The following is a 19,134-nucleotide window of genomic DNA, read 5'->3' as shown; positions in this document are numbered from 1 at the left end:
GAGCTGGTTTTGCGAACCAAGGAGGAGGGTTCCACCTCGACCTCATCGAGAGATGCTCCTCCCATATGATCGTGCGAGACTTGAGGCTGCTGTCGTCGCGGCCACCGGGATACCGATCCTAGAAGCTGCGACCGGCTTGGGGGAGCGCAGCGATGCCACCATCGCTCTCAGCTCGGACGTGGCAGATGCTTCCACGTACTTCCAGAACAGCAGGCTCATAGCGGCCTCAATGTCGTCCTGTTCTGAGCTGTCCAATGCATCGCGTAGATTCCTGGCCGCCTTACGTAGTCGCGCTGCCATGGTCGTCGAATCGATCAGGAGGCGGAGATCGTCCGAGACGCCAGCGGGGTCAGGGGTTGGTTGCTTGGCCTCGAGGCGATCAGCGGCTCCTTCGAACACTGCCAACAAACCGTTAGCTATGCCAGCCCCAGGAGTGACGAACTCGTAGCACCAGACCGATATCTCGAATGATGATGCTCCTGGGTTGGCATACTGCTTGTTCCAGGCTTTTGCGAGCCGCATAATTCTCCGCCTGGTGGAACGGTACGCGGTGGGGGCATCGTTGAACAGATCGATGTGCCCCTCGGGATCGGATGCGTCCCATGCGTCGGTTTCCAGGTTCGGAATCCAGATCCCGCTGCCGGCCTTACGGGTCAGCGCGAGAACTATATCGACGGTCGGATCGGAGCCATCGTCTAGAGGGGAGTGGAAGTGTATTTTCGGTCCGCGCTTCGACTTGGCGACTACGGCGTGAGGGTACTGCTCTCGGATGAGCGGTCCGAGATGGTCGCAGAGCTGCTGGACGATGTCTGAGGGCTCCTCATCATTCGTTCCCTCCGGTCCGAGTCCAGGGTAGAAATTCCGATTGAGGACCAAGCCTCCATCGCCATCGGTAACCGGGTCATTCATCGTGTGCGCAGCAAGCGAGCCGCTGCGGTATGACCGCAGGGCGCCATAAAACTTCTCCGCCGCTGAGCGGGTGAAAGCCAGACGTGAGCGAGCTTCGTGGAGGGCGGCATCACCAGCCTCTATCTGCTCACGTACGTCCTCAAGGATCTCTATTACGGTAGTCATGCTCACTCCAACCCGCCTCTGAAGGGCGATAAGAGTGGGATGTGGTCCGCGAAGTCGTGCTGAGCTGAGGTGCTGCGATTACATCGCAGCACCTCAGCTCAACCCTTCCCCAGCGTCGAACCTGCCTTGGTTGTGGCGCCCTTGCTAGAAGCATTGGTAGCCAAGATACGTCCAGCTCTGGACAGGACGCCCTTCGAGGGCTTCGACGATGAGGATGACTTCTCCGTACCATTCCTCCACTCGTTCTGAAAGGAAGGCAGAGTTTTTCGAAGATCTCGAGGTCTCCAACTCGCGCTGGAGCCCCCTAAACCTCTAAGGTCTTGTTGTCCGACCAAAGACACTTGACCCCGCTCTGCCAATGCCCTCACCGCATTGGCGGCTCGGGGTCTTGCTGCTTCAGGTGAAGAGCATTGAAACGAGTAGTTCTGCAACAGCTTGCCCACCTACTCCAAACACTACATCTTGTGGTTTGCGATGGGAAGACCTACTACCTGTGGTAGTTGCAGCATTGTAATTAGCTACACCGACATTTTGGTTAGAGCTCAATTCCGTCGCCCAGTACCAGGGCCGCCTCAGCGCGAACATGGTGGATTACAGAGCTGACAGTGTTGGGTCAACCGAGGCTGATGGAGACTGGCAAGGATGCTGGTGTGTGGAGATCCTGTTTCAGGAATCTCGATTTCGGTCAATATAGGCGGCCATCCCCGGCACCGTGAAGGCGATCTTGCCGTGCTCCGGGGAGTACACGAGACCCTTGGATATGAGCTGGGCTCTGGTCGGACCCATGCTTTGGACGCTGACGCCCATCCGCTCGGCAACAGCCGCAGTTGCAGAGTCTTCTCCCTTGTCCACAGCCATCGCGGATAAGTAGTCTCGTTCGCGTGGTGTCGCCCGGTCCCAACGTGACGGAAAGAACCCGGAGTCGAGGCGCCGAAGGCCCAGTTCGGAAGCGCTTTGTGCATCGGATCTCGTGAAGGGCGACTGTTCGGCGACTTCCCACATCGCGCTACCAAACTCTTGAATGAAGTAGGGGTACCGTCCTGAGACTTCTACCAGGATAGATAAAGCATCGGTCTCGTAGTGCTGTCCCGTCCTCCCGGCCGGAATCTGGAAGCAGTCCTCTGCCTCGTTGTTCCGCAAGGTACCTATGGTGCGGTAGTCAAACAAGCGTTCCGCGTAGCTTCTGGCGTCTGCGAGACGTGCCGGGAGATTAGGGAGGCCTGCGCCCACGATGTAGAAGGGCAACTCTTCCTGGCCGGCATGGTGCTGAGCAGAGACGAGTGCCGACAGGAGGGCGTCGTCTAAATCTTGCATCTCATCAATGAAGATGATGAACCCTCGTCTTAGTGACCGCATAGCTCCGGATACGTCCTCGACCAGGTCGCGGAGATCAATGTCGATCTGCCCCGTTCCGGCGCGAGTGGGGTCGCGGTCGACTCCCAGGGAGAGGCCCTCGACTCCCACTCCAACGCTGAGGGAAGTGATGGTGCGCAGGAACTGGTTGATCTGATCTGACGCGGCTGACATCGGAGTGTACTTACGAGCGGCCCTTTGAAGCTCGCGCACGAGTGTTTGGCGGATGTCAGATGCTCCGGCCGGCCCTGGACGGCCCTCTAGCTTGATCTCGAGCCATTCATGATGGCGGGCCATCCCACGAAGCTTGTTGAGCAGGACGGTCTTACCTACACCTCGTAGGCCACTAAGGATCATGCCGCGGCTTTGGTAGCCAGCACGGGTCCGGGCGAGGAGTAGATCAAAAGCTTCTATTTCCCTCTCCCGTCCGGCAAGAAAGGGAGGTTGAAGCCCTGAGCCTGGGTTGTATGGGTTCAGCGCTGGTTCCATAGCTAGTAGTGTAAGGCTGACTCTACGGAAAATCATATACGGACACATAGGGAGCTATAACACTGTAGTTTGTCCTACAGCGGTTCCCTCGTGTACTCACTAGTGTTGACCTGGCCGTGGGCCGTTCCGAGAAGCTCGTTGCCACGGACCACCTCCTGCGTGCCAGGCGCCGTGACCGCCCTTCCGAGGCGTCGACAAGGGATTAGACGACTTAGACGATTCTTTGTCGGAGCTGCTTTCCGCCGAATGATCTGGAACCGGCTGCAGAGACGACGAGCTCCGCCGCGAGGCTCGGTCAACGGAGAGCAGGGGCATTCGTCAACTCAACTTGACATAACGTCGGTTATCGGCGATTCGTCGGGGGTCCGACTCGGCTGGCGAGCGGGGCTCACAAGCTGTCCCTGAGACCCGTGCGATGCGTCATGTCTAGACCGTCCTGGGAACTCGTTGCGCTGGTTTCACAACGACCTCACTGCAACGCGATCACGCCTGTTCTGCGTAGTTGCGTTGGAGTGTACCTCAACGCGACACCTCCCGGACGGGAAGACGCACGTATCAGGCACCCTTGCGCCCATTTTCATCGTTCCGGTCAATCGCCCGCTCTCCACCACAGTGGGGCCAAACGACCCTGTCGATTTCCGAAATCGGCTGTATTAACGGAAAACGACCGGCTTACGGGCGCGAGATCCTGCCCAGGAGGCATATTTCCCTTCTTGCCGAGATACTGAACCCATGAAGATGAAAGGGATCCCAATCTGGCTGGCAGTCATCGCGATCCTGGGTATCAGCGGGGCCGTGTACTTCTTCGCTGGCTTAGGGCAAGCACTAGGGGCCCTCGCCATATTGGCAGTGCTCTACTTCCTCCCCTTGGATAACGGCGTTGCAGCAGGAAACGCGGAGGCAGCTAAGACCGATGCCTACAGGGAGCAGTGGCTTGGCCGGCGGAAGGCACGGAACCAAAACAACTCACCGGACGATCCTGCCGAGTAGATTCCCAGCAAAGGATCCTCGAGCGGGTCAGATCGGCTTCGGGCCACTTGAGACGCTCCGACCTAGGCGTCGAGGCTGATCGACGGCGATGGAGTGGTTGATGCGCCTCCTGACCACATGTGTACGGCACAAGCTCCCCACGCTTCGCTGCTTGTCCCGCACACATCTGGACAGCACGAACCAACAGGCCACCTGCACACACCCACCACCGTCGCCGTCACGGGATACTCACCTTGAGCAAGCGGTGGATGTGCACAGCCTCCGATAAGCCTGGTCCTGCACGACAAGACAGAACCTCGTTGAGGGTCAATAGAACTAATGGTGGTAACAGGGAGAGAGGCTGAAGCCAGCCGTGCCGCGCTAGGTCATCCATCTGTGGGCGGGTGGAGCCCGAAGGGTAGAGCTCAAAGCCGTCCACCTGTGGGTAACCTGCCACCCCACCCGATCGAGGTGAAGATCCGACTCGGCGGGGAGCGGCGCTCACCAACTGTTTTTGGGGCCATGCGATCCGTCATGTTTAGATACTTCTGGGAACTCGTTGTGCAGGCTTCATGACGAGCCCATTGCGACTCAGTGATGCCCGTCCTGGGCAGCTGCCTATGCTTTGCGCCAACGGGTGGTTCTTCAGTTGACTGGGTGGGGCAGTGCCGGTGTTTCTCTATCCAGGGGTGGATCACCGGCACTGTGGATGAGCCGTCTCACAGCTCACCCGTCCCCCTTACCCATGGGTAGTGGGCCAGGCACTACAGAATGTACGCATCCTCTGAGGAAAGCGTTAACACGTCCTGAGCGGTGACGAGTTCACATGACTTGAGCGCCGCGTGGTAGTGCTCAATGACGGGCGGCGGTGATCGAAGGATCCGTCGCGCGAGTGCGGTTACATTGCGCCGTGTGCCATGTCCGTTGTTCGAAGTTCAGGCTGACTGCAGTGTTGATCGGAGGCGGGCGATACCGTCGCGGATCCGCGTTTTCGCGGTCGAGACGGGGATCCCGAGATGGGCGGCGACGTCGTTGTAGGTGAGGCCGTCGTAGTAGGCGAGGTAGATGGCTTCGCGTTGCAGTGAGGATAGGTTCTTGAGGCACTCGCGGACCTCTTCGGTGTCTTCGCGGGTGAGGACTGTCTCGCTGACCTGGTCGTAATCGACGGACTGGTTTTTGATGCCCCAGCGGAGGTTTCTGACCCGGTGGTTCTCTTCCGCCCGGACCTTGTCGACGGCCTTACGGTGAGCGATCGTGAGCAGCCAGGACATTCCCGTGCCCAGGCTCGGGTTGTAGCGGGCGGTGCCGCCCTGCCAGATGGTCAGGAACACGTCCTGAACCGTCTCGGCGCTCATCTGCTCATCCCAGACGATCCTGCGCACCAACCCGAAAACACGTGAGGAACAGCGCTGGTACAGCTTATCGAATGCCTGCTGATCCTGGTGGGCGACCCGAGCGAGCAGGTCACCGACGGTGAGCTCCTGCTCACGCTCGTCCGCGCGAGTCACGCCGGGCGCGGTTCCGCGTGATGCCCGCGGTGGCCGTCGTTGGTCGACGCGGGGCAACTGAGCGGTAGAAGGACTGCTGGAGAGCACTAGGCACCTACTGCTATGAGACCGAGAAGTACATGTCCGGGCGACCATAAAACCATGCCGCCCTGCTGTGAGCCTAACCCGCACCGGCGCACTGCTCAGTAGCCTGCCGAAGGGCACCGTCGCGCTGGGTCCGCCTGGGTCATACACGCGATTCCATCTTCAGCTGCCAGCTTCGTCGGAGGAACCTTCGTGGTGCTCGGGACGCGCAAGCAAATCGACGTCGGGAGCCGCGAGAACGACCAATGACCTCGCTGGTCCTGGGTGGTCTGGGTTTGCCTTTACGGCGTTCGTTACTAATCTGTGACACCTCTGGGGTCTAGAGGAAGGCCTCGGGCAGCACGAGGACAGGAACGACGATGACCACCACGTTGCACTCTGCCCAGATCGACCGATACGAGCCGAACCTCGATTTCACGAGAGTGGACACGCCCGTGAATATGCCGGTGAACATGCCGAAGAAGATGATGAGTCAGCCGCTGGATGTGACGGAGGCCGCCGTTCAAAGCGCTGGCGCTCAGCTCGATGACCTAATGTCGGTGAACGATGTCGCCGGGCTCACGACCCGGGAGCTCCGTGTACTGGCGAATCAGACTTTCGCACTGCTTGACATCCCGAATCCGCCTGCCGGCGTCGCAGCCCGTCACGCGATCATCACTGAGGAACTCGACGCCAGGGCAGAAGAAGCCGCGCGGGAAGCAGCCAGATCCACGGCCCCCTCGACGGCCAAGGAAACATTCCGGGATAACTCTCTGTACTGCCGGTTCGAACTGATCGTGGACGGGTCCATCGCCTCCTACGTGAAGTACGTGGCGAGCGGTGATCATGTTGTGCTCATTGAGGGCGTCGAGCAGCCCGGCTTTGAGGGTCAGGGCTATGACATGACCCTGATGCGTAATGTCGTCCTCAGCGCTCACAGGCGACGGCTGGGTTTGGTGCCGCGGTGCGAGATGGCGATCAATTTCCTGACAGAGAACCCGCACTACCGGGCACTGATCACTCATCGCAGCGTCGCACTCACTCGTTGACCGTCACAACTCGCTGACCATCACACGCCATTACACATTGCCGAGCCGGTTGACGCCAGGAGGGGTGTGATGGTGCGTGATGAGTAGGAGGGACGCGAGGATCCTTGATTTGTGCCCGCGCTGCGGAGGGATTGTCCGTGTCCGCGAATCACTCCGACGGGGCGTGGAGGTGCAGAAGGTGTGGGCTTGCCGCCAGCAGTGCGTGACGTGGGAGACTCGCTAGTTGTTTTCGTTGCCTCCACTGCGCGTCCGCTCAGCCAGGGACCGCCGTAGCCGCTCACTTCTCGTCGTCGGGCTCCCAGGATCGCACGGGGGTGTTCGGCTGGTTCCGGAAACAACCCGGCCGCCCTGGCTGATGAATCGCAGGAGCGGGCCGAGATCCTGAAGGCGATCCCCTCCCCTGACGAGGACACCGTCCAACTGGCTGGGTGGGTTCCGCAACAGGTCCTCGGCGAGCCGGGCGTCAGCCACGATCACGACCTTCGGCAGTTCACCCATTGCTCGTAGCGCGCCGATGAGGCCCCTCACCTCGAGCGCGGACGTCGCGTTGACGACCAGCACATCGGGTTGATCGGCCACTACTGCCGCGAGCGTCTCGGCCGTCCCGTCGCTGGTGCCGGTGATGCGGAGAAAAGCGCACGGCTTCAGGAGCTGACGGAAAGCCACGAGCATGAGGACATCGCAGGAGGCAAGGTGCACCTGCACCTCAGGGTGAGACCGATCGGCTAGGAACATGGTGTGAGACCTTGTCATCGCTGCGTCGCCGTCATTGGAAAACGTGCCCCTCAACCTAAACCCGCTCAGTGACGCTCCCACATCCCCGCATTCGTCGTGGCACTTGCCTCAGCCGTGTGTTACGACGCTTTGAAGAGCTTGCGCCACCCCCCGTCACCGCCTTCAACTTCCCTTCGACCGCATCCCCCACCCGTTCAATAGGTGCATATAGGACCGGACGTCGCCCGCCTCGAGATCGAGCATCCGCCCGAGGTCGAGTTTCTGCCCCATGGCAGCCGGCAGGTCCTCCTCACTCAGGACGGGCAGGAGGTACGCTCAGCTCCTAGTAATTGTCTTCTCGAGCTAATCCGGATGCCTCAGCGTGTTTTGAGGAGCACGGACATCACCTCTTCCCGGTCATACCGATCGACCAGGACTTGTGATGACTCAGGACAGTCAGCAGCAGAGCACAACGCGCGCTGCCAAGGCCGCGGACCTCACCGCACATGATCTGTGGTTGCATTACTTCAGCGTCGGCGGGATCCTCGAGCTCGACGCCTATCTCCACGGCCTGTACCTGCTCGACGTGAGCGAACGGAATCTCGTCGCTCTAGCTCTCAATGAGCTCATAGACGACCTCCCACAACGCCTCCGAGCGGACTTCGAAAACCTTCCGATCCTCAAGGCACAGCCATTGCCTGACGAGATTTTCGACCAGCAGCACTCGCTCGGCCCTGTCCGCTCGCGGCAGATATACCCGACGCAACGCGTCCCGCGATCAGCCAGGTTCATCCACTACTGCGCACCTTCCGGCACTTGGATTCGAACGACGTAACCTACTGGCTGAGGTTTCTGGCCATCTTCGGCCCGATCCTCGACCTTCATGGTCGCGCACCGCATCGCTTTGGCTCTGCAGCACAAGGACCGCGGGATCGCCCTGCACGGCCGGGCGAAGAAGCATCGTCCGACTCCCCTATAGAGAGTTCCTCGGGTGGCTTATCAACGGGTTCCCCCGCCAATCAGGCAGCGACATGCGCGTACATCCGCTCTACGGGCCCACCCCCGCACCGAAAGTAAGCAGCTCCCCAGCGCCGCACAATCCCCTCCGTCGGGAGAGGCAGTTCAATGCCTGAGCAGATCACCCATTGTGACCCGCCCCAGGTCGGAGTAGGGGGAAACGAAGGAAAACCGAACTTACAACTTCAACAGGACGTCGCTTTTCACGGTGGCCGGCCTGTCGTGGTGCGTTCTCGAGCGAGTCGGTAACCGAAGCCGCGGACTGTTTCGATAATGTCGTCGCCGAGTTTCCGTCTCAGGTACTGCACGTAGACGCTGACGATGTTGGTGTCGGGATCGAGGTCGTTGGACCAAACCCGTTCGAGGATCTGTTGTTTCGTGAGAACTTGTTGAGGGTGCCGCATGAACAGTTCGAGGAGGGTGAACTCGCGAGCGGAGAGGTCGACGGCGCTGGTATCGATGAAGGCCTGGCGTCGCTCCGGGTCGAGTCGGATGCCCGCGTACTCCACCGGCTGGTCAGTCGTCGTCGCTGTATGATCGCGGATTCGTAGGTTGATGCGGGCCAGGAGCTCAGCGAAAGCGAATGGTTTCGTGAGGTAGTCATCAGCCCCCGATTCGAGGCCCGTTACCGTGTCCTGAAGGGAGGTCCTTGCCGTGAGGATGATGACGGGAAGGCTGTTTCCGGCCTGTCGTAGTACCGACAAGACCCCGAAACCGTCGATCAGTGGCAGGCCGATGTCGAGGATCATCAAGTCGTACCGGTCCTGCATGGCGGCTTGAAACGCCGAAACGCCATCGGTCATGACGTCGCAGACAAACCCTGCCCGGGTGAGGCCCTCGACCATGAATGCGGCCATCCTCTGTTCGTCCTCGGCGATGAGGATGCGTTGCGTCATGACCACAGCTCTCCTGTGTCATCACGGGTATTGGCCAGCGTCCTGGTTTCGACGCGGTCCGGTGGCAGTTCGATGGTGAAGGTTGATCCTTTCCCGATTTGGGTAATGAGGTCAACGCGCCCGCCGTGGCTCTCAGCGATCGCGGTCACGATCGACAGTCCGAGTCCTGAGCCTTCGGTGGTGCGACCCGTCTGGGCTCGGGCGAAGCGTTCGAAGATGCGGGCGGTGTCTGCCGGTTCGATTCCTGTGCCGAAGTCCCGTACCCACAGACGGATCCCTGACGTATCGGCTGCAGCCCCGAACGATATCCTGTGACCTTCCTCGGTGTACTTGACCGCGTTGTGCGCGAGTTGAAGCAGTGCCTGGGTGCGTCGCTGCTCGTCGCCCAGGAACGTCACGTCCTGCCGACCGTCAACCGTCCAGCGGCGCTTACCCAATGATCTGGCCTTATCGGCGACTTCGTCGATGAACCGGTCGGCCTCAATCGGACCATCCTGGACAAAGTCGGGCCGCGCTGCTGATGCCAGGAGGGTGATGTCGTCCACGAGGCGGCGCATACGGTCGAGCTCATCGATCAGCATGATGATCGTGCGTCGAGCAGCGGCAGGGTTCTCAGGATCGAGCAGTTCGAGGTGACCGCGGAGGATCGTGATCGGGGTGCGCAGCTCGTGACTGGCGTCATCGAGGAACTGCCGCTGGGAGGAGAAGGCGTCGTCGAGCTTGTCGACCATCCCGTTGAAGGTCATCGCGAGCATTGAGATGTCATCAGTGCCCCGCACAGGGATCCGTTGCGAGAAGTCGGCGTCACTGACCTGCTCGATAGCTTCTCGCAGTAAGCGCACGGGTCTCAGGAGGCGGCCGGACAGCCACCAGCCGACACCGCCGAGCACGACAAGGGCGAAGAGGGCGACGGCCGCGGACGTGACGGTTGCAGACACCGCTTCGTCCCGTTGAGCTCCGACGTCATTGACGATGACGTAGGTTCCGGTCTCACGCAGTCCGTTGATCCGAACGGGTACGGCGGCGTAGAAGACCTCCGTGCCGTCGATCATCGCGGAACCGCGTAGGACATCGGACCCGGCGAGGTCGTTCGTCAGCGATCGGAGAAGTTCGGGTTCGGACATCAGGTCGACCGGGCGACCGGCGCTGCTGATGACGTCCTGCCCGGCAAGTCCTATGAAGGTCTCGAATCGGCCGCCGACGTTACCTCGTTCAGCTGCGTCGAACAGCTCGTTGAGGGTTGTGAAGTCCTCCACCGTCCACGGTGTGCCACGCGAGGTCAGGAAGCTCGAGAACTCTTCGATCTCCTGATCGAGCGCGTTGTCGGCCCGCGTCTGAACACGGTCGAGTTGCAACGAGTACGCGGTGACAGCGGTTGCAAGGGTCACGAGAGCTGCCAAGGGCACACCCCAGCCGATGATCCGTGCACGCGCGGAGTGAACAGGTCGCAGCTTCCGCAGCCTGCGTTCGACAGCACGACCTTCTATGGGTGAACTACCTGGCAAGGCTCCCACGATCTTTCTGCTGCGTGCTGGGGTCATGAGCGCATTCGACCGACCACGTGATGGTTCGTCGCTTCGCAATCGCCACAATAGATCCTTCGTTGCCTGCAGCTATCATCACGACTCCGGGGAAGCCCGCGACGATGTCGTTGAGGATAGCGAGGCCGTCGTCGTCGAGTTCAGTGTCGATTCGGTTCAGAATAAGCAGCGGCGGATCTGCCAGGGCAGCTCGACCGAGCAGCAATCGGGCGCGTTCGGAGACCGTCAGAGGTTCACCTCCTCGCCTCAGTTGTGTGCGCTCACCTTTGCTCATCAACCCGACGGTAGCGCTGAGTCCTACCCGGTCCAATGCAACCTGGCTCTCCTCCTCCCCGAGGTCAGGTCTGCGATACCGTATGGCTCGCGCGATGGTGCCGCGTTCCAGGCTTGCTCCCGCTGATGCGTATCCCACTAGTTCACGACGCGTTTCCGGTGAAGCTTCGAGCAGGTTCACGCCGTCAATGCAGACGATAGCTGCAGGATCGCGCCTCAACCCGAGCACGGCATCGAAGACATCGTCCACGCGGGCTGGATCAGCGGACTCCACCATGACCGTGTCCCCCGGTCTGGCGAGGAACGCGGGGGGTGGGCACGAACTGCATGCGGAGGGCGCGACGATCGACACGACCCCGTCGCCGCGCCGGAGAGATTGTGGAAGCTGTCGCGCGATTTTCGCGGACCTGGCGCTCGAACCGCCGTGTGACTTCGCGAGGGTTGTTCCGTGGGCTTGCTGTTTCTTCTTCTTGCCCCGCTCCCCCGCGCCGTTGCGTTGATTCCCCTCCTGCAGCGCCGGCGCGAGGATGCGTCGGGCTGCCTTGAAGTTCTGCCGGTACTCAACGACGCGTCCAAGGTCACTCACCGGCGTCGAGATCAGTCCGACGATCGTCAACGCGCCGGCGATAACGGCCGTGTCCATCGACTGCCACAGCCCGACGACGCCGACAGCAGCTACAGCGACAGCGGCCGCGCCTGCAGCAACCCCACGGATGTACCCGGTAATTCGGGATCGGGCGATGGCTGCGTTGACGACGTCCTGACCGGCCGCGCCGATCCTACGCACTTCACGCTTCTCCCCGTTGGCCGCCCTGATCACATGAGTCGCCGCCATGGTGTCAGCGAGCAACGAGGCAAGTCGTCCTCGTTTCCGCCGAACGATTCTCGCGCGATCGAAGGCCGTGCGGGCGAGAGTCAACATTGCTACAGCCAGGATCATCAGCGGGATCAGGGCCGCTAGGCCGAGCGCAGGATGGAGGAATGCCAGCCCAAGGGTGGCCCCGAGGATCAGCGGGATGCCTACGGCCAGTGGCGCGATACCGAGTGACACCCAGTTCCGGACACTCGTGAGGTCATTGGTGGCTCGGGCGATCGTGATGCCGGCGGCAGGTGGCTTCTCTGCAGTCATCGCCGCTTCAACCAGCCCGAGCCGGATCTGATGGATGTAGCTTTGCCCGAGGCGCTCCGCCAACACACGCTCGATCGCCCGCAAACCGCCAATCCCTAGCGCGGCGGCGAGAAGACCAGCGCCGGAGAACATGGCTCCAGCTGGGTCCGAACCGGACCCGAGGAGCCTGGTCATGAGCAAAGCTGTCGCCCCTGCGAGGATCGCCAGGAGAAGTCCGGCTCCAATGAGGCAGACCATTGTTTTCCTGCGATCACCCTCGAAGAGCTTCGGTAGGCGATCATTGTCTACTGATGCCTCCTTCGGGCTGGAGGCTTCGACCGCGCCTTTAGCGCTGCTCATGCTGCCTGAGCGGGGGTGGGAAGCACCGCCGCCACCAGGTCACGAGCCACAGTCGCTTCGCACAGGTCGTAGGTGCTGATGACGGGGACGTCGAGCACCGACGCCGCTTCCTGCGCCGCCAGCGGCGAGGCGGTGAGCAGGCCCGACACTGCTGCAACTCCGACCCCGCTCTCCTGAAGCACCTGAACACCCGCCGTGGCTCCGAGGGCGTCCGCGGCCGAGAACACCACACGGTCAACGACACCCTGGAATACCGGATCGGCCATGAGACGCGCGGTCTCCCCCTGGTACACGCCGTCCGCTATCTCAACGACGACGACATCGGTCTCCTCAGTGCTCAACCGCGCGATGAGGCGGGTCAGCAGGTCACGGACCTCTGCGTACTCCAGCTTGAAGGTGGTTGGGTGACCGAAGTCGGTGAAGTCGATGACCTCACGTGCGCCGGCGTCGGTGAACAGACGCGGATCGTTCCCTGAGCCCGTCCCGGTGGCCTTACCTGCCGAGACGCGCAGACCGGCATTGGTCAGCCCGTTGACGAGACATCCGAGAGTGGTCGACTTCCCCGAGTTCATGGACGTGCCAAGAACGGCGACCACCGCTGGACGGCGGACACGGGAGGGCGCCACCACGTTGGCTGGCACGAAGTCCTTGAGGTTGAGCACTCCCTCGGTCGTGGCGAGCAGCCCGATGGGCTGCAAAGTAGTGGCCTGCTTCATGCCTGCATGCTGCTCGAGCACCTGCCCGGCAACACCTCCGCCGGCTACCAACTGGCACTCAGCGAGATCTTCGGGCACCACGGCCAGGAACTGATCGGGCGCATACCGGTTGCCGTAGGCCACGAGGATCTCGTCGCCTACGAACATAGCTTGCCTGCGAGACACCGGGCTCTCGAGCTTCAGATGGGAACCGAGCTTGACGACGCGCGCCAGGACGACGTCTCCGGCCTTCGGTGCCTCCTGCCGGAGCAGATACCCGCTTGCATCCTCCTCGAGCGCCGCGGCGAGAAAACGGGTGGTGTATGCCTTCTTGGCTCGCTGCAGGCGCTCCGGATCGACCGGGACCACATCTGCCTTCGAGGCACGAGACATCACCGTCGGGGCAAGAGGAGTAGCGGTGGCAGCAGGTTCGATAGTCAGACTCATGGCGGGCTCCTTCAGGTAGGGATTACTGCGGTATGACTTCAGTAAAGAACCCCATTCGAAGAACAACATGAGCCACCGATGAGAGTGCTCTTATGTCCCGTACACCTGCCCGACACCTACCGCCCCTGCCTCGCAGGGCTCCTCATCTGGCTCTTATCCGCACTCGCTAAAGTGCTCACCGCGCTTCACCGAGCTCGCCCCGCTCACTAACGAGTGCCGCCCCATAGTCACCGCCCGGTCGTCCATCCACCCCGAGCTCTCACGTATTTCAAGGAATCGTATGCAGAACTCCGCTCACGAGCACAAGCACGAGCACGAGCACGGACTCTTGCCCTCCCTACGTGGTCGGTCGCCTGTCCCTCGTGTCCTGATCGTCTCGACGGGTCGTGACCGAGGCGCCCTCGCTGCCGCGCGGGCCTTCAAAGCCGCAGGGTGGTACGTGGGGGTAGGGACCCCCGAGGGTGGAGGAGTGTTGGGATCGTCGAAGGCCTGCGACATGACTTACCGGGTGCCGCGCCCTCGCGATGACGGTATGCCCTTCGTTGAAGGCGTTCGACGAGCCGCCCTGGACGGCGGTTTCGACATCGTCTTCGGAGGCGGAGACGATTGGATGGCTGCGCTTGCTGCATACCGGTCGCAGATACCCGTACCAGTAGCTCACCCCGACTACCGGATTGTGCAGACCGTCCTCGACAAGGTCCAACTCGCCGAATACGCCGAAAAGGCGGGACTGGCGTCCCCCCACACCGAGCTCGCGACCGACGAAGGTCTCGCCGCGTGGACAGGTCCAGTGGTCGTCAAATGCAAGGAACACTGGTCGCCGAACCAAACACGGCCTCTACGAATCGAAGCGAAGCTCTTCCCCGACGCAGTGACAGCACTCCCCCAGGTCGAGCGCATCAGGGCAGCCGGCGCTGAACCCATCCTGCAGAAACCTGTCAGCGGCCACCTGGGCGCACTGATCGGGGTCTTTCACGATGGGCACCTCCACGGTCGGACGCAACAGGTATCAACCAGGCTCTGGCCCACCCCCAACGGCGCGTCAGCCCGCGCCCGCACAGTGCCCGTCGACGAGGACCTCGCGGCCAAAGCGGAAACCCTCCTCGCAGACCTCCACTGGCACGGTCTGGTGGAACTGCAGTTCCTCACCGGCGACGACGGCGTCCCCCACCTCATCGACTTCAACGGACGCTTCTATGGGTCCCTGGCCCTGGCAGAACACGCGCGTCCTGGGCTCGTCAACGCCTGGGCGGAAATAGTGCTGCTATCGAAGGTCGCTCACCTCGACGACGCCCGCGTCGGCGCACGCTACTCCTGGGCGGCCGGCGACTTCAGACGCGCAAGGATCGAACGCCGCGGAGGGATCTTCCGAGACGTCATGGACAGCCTGCAATGGTCCGCTCGAGCGAGGCACAGCGTCTGGGACCGCGAAGACATCCGGCCATCTCTGGTACTCGCTCTAAGTCGATTCCGGTAGGTTCCGCCAGTCCGGCAGCGCTCAGTACCTCCTGTTTACGATCGGTGGAGCTTCGCCCCCGAAATCTCCGACACCGCGGCTGGCCCCAATTACGAACACGACCTGCTGCCGAGGGCGAGTCATCTACCTGCTTCCAGCTCGGTTGTGAGGCCGCCGCACAGGGGCCTGGCACCATGATGAAGGATTGGAGCTTCAGGACCAAGCACCTCCCTTCAGGACCAATGAGGGACCAAGCGCGCCCGGTGGCAGTGACGCGACGAGGCCACTCGCGGCGGTCTAAAGGGCCTAGTGGGGCAGCGTCATCCGACCCCTCGCGGGTGGATCAAGGACGCCGAATACGGTCTCCCCCGGGTCCCGAAAGAATTTTTTCGGCGGGTGTCGAACGTGGCCTTGCTCGTTCGCTGAAGAGGTGTAACGGTTCCACTGACGAAAGGACGCACCATGAAGTACGTGATCATGTTCACCAGCAACCCTGAGTTGGACGCGCAGGTGCCGCAGGACAAGCAGCAAGAGACTTACTCCCGCATGTACCAGTGGTTCGGGGAGAACGCGGCGCATCTCGCGCCTGTCGGAGCGCAGTTGCAGTCGGTCGAGACGGCCACGACCGTAAAGCACAGGGAGGGCGGAACGGTGGTCGTCGATGGGCCTTTCTCCGAGGCCAAAGAGGTCATCGGCGGTTTCCAGGTCATCGACGTCCCGGACCTGGATGCAGCAATCGCCCTGACGAGGACGTGGCCAGGGCTGGAGCACCCGGGCTGCGGCGTGGAGATCCGCCCCATGGTGGACTTCAGCCAGCAAGAACAGTGACCGGATCGGATGCCGCGGCAGGGCCAGGCGGCGGAGCTGCGGCATCCGATCTACTCCTCGCGCGGGTCGTGCGTGAACAGTCAGGCCGGATCGTCGCTTCCCTGGCCAGGTCGCTGGGTGACTTGGACGTCGCCGAAGAAGCAGTTGCCGAGGCCGTCGAAGAAGCACTGCGCGCGTGGCGGGGCGGCCGGATCCCGCCGAACCCTGGCGGGTGGCTCACCCAGGCAGCACGCCACAACGCCATCGACCGGCTCCGCCGAGCAACCCGTTACCGCGAGAAGCTGGCGAGCATGGCACCCGAAAGCGAACGGGGGACTACGATCGCGGATCCAGCCGAAACAGACTCGTTCATCGACATCGATGAAGCTGATGACCGGCTACCGCTGCTGTTCGGCTGCTGCCACCCCGCGCTGTCGCCGGAGGCTCAACTGGCGCTTACCTTGAGAGCGGTATGTGGCCTCACCACCGCTCAGATCGCGCGTGCCACCTTCAGCACCGAGCCCGCCACCGCGCAACGCATCGTGCGCGCCAAACGGAAGATCGGCGCCACTGGCATCCCACTGCGCATCCCGGACGGGCCGGACCGGGCGGAGCGGCTCGACATTGTTCTCACGGTCGTGTCGGTGATGTACAACGAAGCCCACCTCATTGCCGGCGGCGACGCCACCTCCAATCACGGCATCGCCGACGAGGCGATCTGGCTGGCAGGCGTCATCGCGGCGGCGCTGCCTCGCGAGGCAGAAGCTCATGGCCTCCTCGCGCTGCTGCTGTTCCACCGCGCGCGCGAATCGGCCCGGTCCATGGACGGCGAGCTCGTGCTGCTGGCCGATCAGGACCGATCACGGTGGAACGCCACGCTCACCGCTCGCGCGCGCGCCGAGCTGGAACACGCCGCTCAGTTACGTCGGTCTGGCCGCTGGCAGCTGCACGCCGCGATCGCCGCGTGCCACGCCGATGCCGACACCGCAGCCGAAACCGACTGGCCTCAGGTCCTCGTCCTCTACGACCTGCTCCTCGGCTACGACCCATCACCCGTCGTACGGCTCAACCGCAGCGTCGCACTCGACCGCGTCGGAGCACCCGCCGCCGCGCTCACCGAAATCGACACCCTCAAGAACGACCTCGAGCGTGCGCACCTCTGGCACGCCGTCCGCGCACACCTCCTCCGGCGACTCGGTCGTGATGACGAGGCCCTCGCGGCGGATCTCCGGGCCCTGGAACTCACCGCGAACGACGCCGAGCGCCGACTCCTCGCAGCACGCGCCGCCCCTAGCCACGACCCGGGGTCGTCAGGCGTCTGAATGAGACAGCAGCGAGGCGAAACGTTCGTCAACATATGTTGAGATGATCTTGGTTATCGGCGGTTCGTGGGAGGTCCGACTCGTCCACGCGAGATGTTCCATTCCAGGGAAACGACGACTTGAACAGAACTGGGTAGTTCTATAGTGTCGCGACATGAGCACACCTGCAGTGACCAGGTTCAGTCCGGCATCAACCGCCTTCGCCACTGAGCGGTTCGACGTTCTCGCCGGTTTGCGTGGGGAGAGCCCGGTGTCGTTCTTGCCCCAAATTGGGATGTGGGCTGTAACGGGATACGCCGAGGTGCGGGAGGTCTTAGCTGACCCAGAGACGTACACCTCGGGCGGGACGTATATACCGGCACAGTTCATCCCCACTGAAGCGTTTGAGGTGTATCCAGCGTCCGGTGCGCTGTGGGCGCATTCGATGGTCAGTAGCGACGGCGAACAGCACCGCCGGTTACGGACAGCGATGGCAACAGCGTTCACGATGACCCGGGTCCGGGCTTTGGAGTCGACGATCCGTCAGGACGCCGACGAACTGCTTGCCGCGATGACGCGCTCGACTGAAACATCCGCCGGGACATCCGCCGGGACGACGGATCTTTTCGCCGCGTTCGTGCGCCCACTACCCTCTAGGACGATCGCTCGGTTCTTCGGTATTCCTGTGGAGCACGCGCCCCGTTTCTCAGCGTGGTCGGATGCGTTCCTTGTGCCCCAGGTGCCCGGGCTTCCGGCAGGGGCGTATATCGGCGCGGCGCATGATTTTGCGGCGTTCGACGCCTACATCCGAGCTCTGATTGAGAGCGACCCGCGCGACCTCGACGACGGCATCGTCCGGGAACTGATCCTCGGTCGCGCTCGAGGTGACCATGACCTGTCGGATGATGAGTTGGTCGGGGATATCGCCAACGTGCTCTTCGCCGGGCACGAGACGACAGTGAGTTCACTCTCGAATATGTTCGCTCGACTCCTCCGTGACCGACCGACCTGGACCGCACTATCGACGGGAACCCTCGGGACGGACGCCCTTGTCGAGGAGCTCCTGCGTCTGGACACCGCTGGTATCGGGTTGTTCCGTGAAGCACCAGCCGGCGCGGTGCTCGGGCATGTAACGCTCCCGGCCGGAGCGAAGTTGTGGGTGTCATTCAGCGCAGCCAATCGTGACCCCGCTCTCTTCGAAAGCCCCGACCAGTTCAACCGGCAAAGGCCGAAGGAACGAGCTCCGCTGACCTTCGGGCACGGTGCGCATGTCTGCATCGGCGCCGCTCTCGCTCGTACCCAGGTGCGTATCGCCGTCGAGGCCGTTACTCGTCGCTTCCCTGATCTGACCCTCACGGCGCCCATCGTGGAAACACCGAATTACATCATCCGGTCCACTCCGTCCCTGCTCGTAAGCCAGTCGTAGACCCGGTCAGCGCAGGCGTCGGCGGCCGCATCATCGAGCGGCCGCGTACTGAACATGAAGCGGTAGAAAAGTGGTCCCAACAGTGCGTCCGCTACGTCCTCTAGTGGCGGAGCGTCACTGATCTCGCCGGCTGCACACGCTCGAACGAGCATCTCGCCGACGTCCCGCACAAATCCGGAGGTGAAAGTCGACTGGATCTTTCGCTGTTCCGGGTCATCGAGGGCGGAGACTGCCAGAGTCACAGCTGCCCGCCCCCACACGGTCGCCAACCCTCTGGCCACCACCTGGGCATACCGCCGCAGGTCGGCGAGTAGATCACCACGCTCGTCGGGCGTACCGACCGCCAGTTCGGCGAAAGCATCCCGCAGGATGTCGTCCCGACTCGCCCAATGTCGATACAGGGTGCTTCGCGCTACTCCTGACCTCGCACTTATCTGCTCGATCGTGATCGCACCGAAACCGACCTCCGTCAGCAAGGCATAACTCGAGGCCAGGACCTTGGCCCTCGTGCGCAACAGTCGCGAGTTCTCTCTGAGCTCCATCCGATCAGACTCCCACCTCGTCACTCGGCAGGGCCACCCGAACCGA

16 protein-coding genes are annotated in these 19,134 nt (G+C 62.2%); 7 read left to right on the top strand and 9 right to left on the bottom strand.

The features are described 5' to 3' along the window. Positions 1-42: 42 nt before the first annotated feature. Both AC4D16_RS16345 and AC4D16_RS16340 read right to left on the bottom strand, forming a co-directional pair. Positions 43-1,074, bottom strand: a complete 1,032-nt coding sequence (locus AC4D16_RS16345) for a hypothetical protein (RefSeq protein WP_490955752.1) — start codon at positions 1,072-1,074, stop codon at positions 43-45. A 666-nt stretch (positions 1,075-1,740) separates the two neighbouring features. Then, a complete protein-coding gene (locus AC4D16_RS16340; RefSeq protein WP_490955751.1) occupies positions 1,741-2,916 on the bottom strand; it encodes an ATP-binding protein in 1,176 nt (391 codons plus the stop codon). Between the two features lie 732 nt (positions 2,917-3,648). On the opposite strand from AC4D16_RS16340, the gene AC4D16_RS16335 reads away from it, so the two are divergent. After that, a complete protein-coding gene (locus AC4D16_RS16335; RefSeq protein WP_490955750.1) occupies positions 3,649-3,906 on the top strand; it encodes a hypothetical protein in 258 nt (85 codons plus the stop codon). 914 nt (positions 3,907-4,820) lie between these two features. On the opposite strand, the gene sigK is transcribed toward AC4D16_RS16335, so the two are convergent. Continuing rightward, positions 4,821-5,393: an ECF RNA polymerase sigma factor SigK gene (gene sigK, locus AC4D16_RS16330; RefSeq protein WP_490955749.1), complete on the bottom strand. Its 573-nt coding sequence runs from the start codon at positions 5,391-5,393 to the stop codon at positions 4,821-4,823. A gap of 443 nt (positions 5,394-5,836) precedes the next feature. Here sigK and AC4D16_RS16325 point away from each other — a divergent pair, with 443 nt between their 5' ends. Next, complete coding sequence (locus tag AC4D16_RS16325; protein WP_490955748.1) at positions 5,837-6,505, top strand: GNAT family N-acetyltransferase; 669 nt, start codon at positions 5,837-5,839, stop codon at positions 6,503-6,505. Between the two features lie 219 nt (positions 6,506-6,724). Here the strand turns inward: AC4D16_RS16325 and AC4D16_RS16320 are convergent, their stop codons facing one another. Beyond that, positions 6,725-7,177, bottom strand: a complete 453-nt coding sequence (locus AC4D16_RS16320; protein WP_490955747.1) for a hypothetical protein — start codon at positions 7,175-7,177, stop codon at positions 6,725-6,727. Positions 7,178-7,661: 484 nt separating this feature from the next. Between AC4D16_RS16320 and AC4D16_RS16315 the strand changes: the two genes are divergently transcribed. Beyond that, entirely contained in the window at positions 7,662-8,054 is a 393-nt protein-coding gene (locus tag AC4D16_RS16315) for a hypothetical protein (RefSeq protein ID WP_490955746.1), read from the top strand. Positions 8,055-8,439: 385 nt separating this feature from the next. Here the strand turns inward: AC4D16_RS16315 and AC4D16_RS16310 are convergent, their stop codons facing one another. The 4 genes from AC4D16_RS16310 to AC4D16_RS16295 form a co-directional block, all read right to left on the bottom strand. Then, positions 8,440-9,132, bottom strand: a complete 693-nt coding sequence (locus AC4D16_RS16310; protein ID WP_490955745.1) for a response regulator transcription factor — start codon at positions 9,130-9,132, stop codon at positions 8,440-8,442. Beyond that, the gene (locus AC4D16_RS16305) at positions 9,129-10,520 is read right to left on the bottom strand and encodes a sensor histidine kinase (protein WP_490955744.1); all 1,392 of its coding nucleotides are present in this window, start codon (positions 10,518-10,520) and stop codon (positions 9,129-9,131) included. The genes AC4D16_RS16310 and AC4D16_RS16305 overlap by 4 nt, the downstream gene beginning before the upstream one ends. 106 nt (positions 10,521-10,626) lie before the next feature. Next, complete coding sequence (locus AC4D16_RS16300; RefSeq protein ID WP_490955743.1) at positions 10,627-12,414, bottom strand: ABC transporter transmembrane domain-containing protein; 1,788 nt, start codon at positions 12,412-12,414, stop codon at positions 10,627-10,629. Beyond that, positions 12,411-13,556, bottom strand: coding sequence for a P-loop NTPase family protein (locus AC4D16_RS16295; RefSeq protein WP_490955742.1), 1,146 nt, complete (start codon positions 13,554-13,556; stop codon positions 12,411-12,413). The genes AC4D16_RS16300 and AC4D16_RS16295 overlap by 4 nt, the downstream gene beginning before the upstream one ends. A 532-nt stretch (positions 13,557-14,088) precedes the next feature. Here AC4D16_RS16295 and AC4D16_RS16290 point away from each other — a divergent pair. From AC4D16_RS16290 to AC4D16_RS16275, 4 genes are all read left to right on the top strand, one after another. After that, positions 14,089-15,033 carry an ATP-grasp domain-containing protein gene (locus AC4D16_RS16290; protein WP_490955741.1) on the top strand — a complete coding sequence of 315 codons (945 nt, stop codon included), beginning with the start codon at positions 14,089-14,091 and terminating at the stop codon, positions 15,031-15,033. A gap of 441 nt (positions 15,034-15,474) precedes the next feature. Beyond that, positions 15,475-15,840, top strand: coding sequence for a YciI family protein (locus tag AC4D16_RS16285; RefSeq protein ID WP_490955740.1), 366 nt, complete (start codon positions 15,475-15,477; stop codon positions 15,838-15,840). A gap of 68 nt (positions 15,841-15,908) precedes the next feature. After that, positions 15,909-17,141 carry an RNA polymerase sigma factor gene (locus AC4D16_RS16280; protein ID WP_490955739.1) on the top strand — a complete coding sequence of 411 codons (1,233 nt, stop codon included), beginning with the start codon at positions 15,909-15,911 and terminating at the stop codon, positions 17,139-17,141. 154 nt (positions 17,142-17,295) lie between these two features. Further along, positions 17,296-18,546, top strand: a complete 1,251-nt coding sequence (locus AC4D16_RS16275; protein ID WP_490955738.1) for a cytochrome P450 — start codon at positions 17,296-17,298, stop codon at positions 18,544-18,546. Here AC4D16_RS16275 and AC4D16_RS16270 read toward each other — a convergent pair. Further along, positions 18,501-19,134, bottom strand: a 634-nt coding sequence (locus AC4D16_RS16270) for a TetR/AcrR family transcriptional regulator (protein WP_490955737.1), incomplete at its 5' end; no start/stop codon positions are given. The two genes, AC4D16_RS16275 and AC4D16_RS16270, sit on opposite strands and share 46 nt — an antisense overlap.

The sequence above is a fragment of the Arthrobacter sp. TJ-236 genome (genome assembly GCF_058269235.1).
This window is presented reverse-complemented; position numbering and strand designations above follow the sequence as displayed.

Coding starts and splice junctions, on each gene's coding strand:
- AC4D16_RS16345 (WP_490955752.1), bottom strand. CDS start 1,074: ATGACTACCGTAATAGAGATCCTTGAGGACGTACGTGAGCAGATAGAG.
- AC4D16_RS16340 (WP_490955751.1), bottom strand. CDS start 2,916: ATGGAACCAGCGCTGAACCCATACAACCCAGGCTCAGGGCTTCAACCT.
- AC4D16_RS16315 (WP_490955746.1), top strand. CDS start 7,662: ATGACTCAGGACAGTCAGCAGCAGAGCACAACGCGCGCTGCCAAGGCC.
- AC4D16_RS16295 (WP_490955742.1), bottom strand. CDS start 13,556: ATGAGTCTGACTATCGAACCTGCTGCCACCGCTACTCCTCTTGCCCCG.
- AC4D16_RS16300 (WP_490955743.1), bottom strand. CDS start 12,414: ATGAGCAGCGCTAAAGGCGCGGTCGAAGCCTCCAGCCCGAAGGAGGCA.
- AC4D16_RS16335 (WP_490955750.1), top strand. CDS start 3,649: ATGAAGATGAAAGGGATCCCAATCTGGCTGGCAGTCATCGCGATCCTG.
- AC4D16_RS16310 (WP_490955745.1), bottom strand. CDS start 9,132: ATGACGCAACGCATCCTCATCGCCGAGGACGAACAGAGGATGGCCGCA.
- AC4D16_RS16290 (WP_490955741.1), top strand. CDS start 14,089: ATGCCCTTCGTTGAAGGCGTTCGACGAGCCGCCCTGGACGGCGGTTTC.
- AC4D16_RS16325 (WP_490955748.1), top strand. CDS start 5,837: ATGACCACCACGTTGCACTCTGCCCAGATCGACCGATACGAGCCGAAC.
- AC4D16_RS16275 (WP_490955738.1), top strand. CDS start 17,296: ATGAGCACACCTGCAGTGACCAGGTTCAGTCCGGCATCAACCGCCTTC.
- AC4D16_RS16285 (WP_490955740.1), top strand. CDS start 15,475: ATGAAGTACGTGATCATGTTCACCAGCAACCCTGAGTTGGACGCGCAG.
- AC4D16_RS16320 (WP_490955747.1), bottom strand. CDS start 7,177: ATGCTCGTGGCTTTCCGTCAGCTCCTGAAGCCGTGCGCTTTTCTCCGC.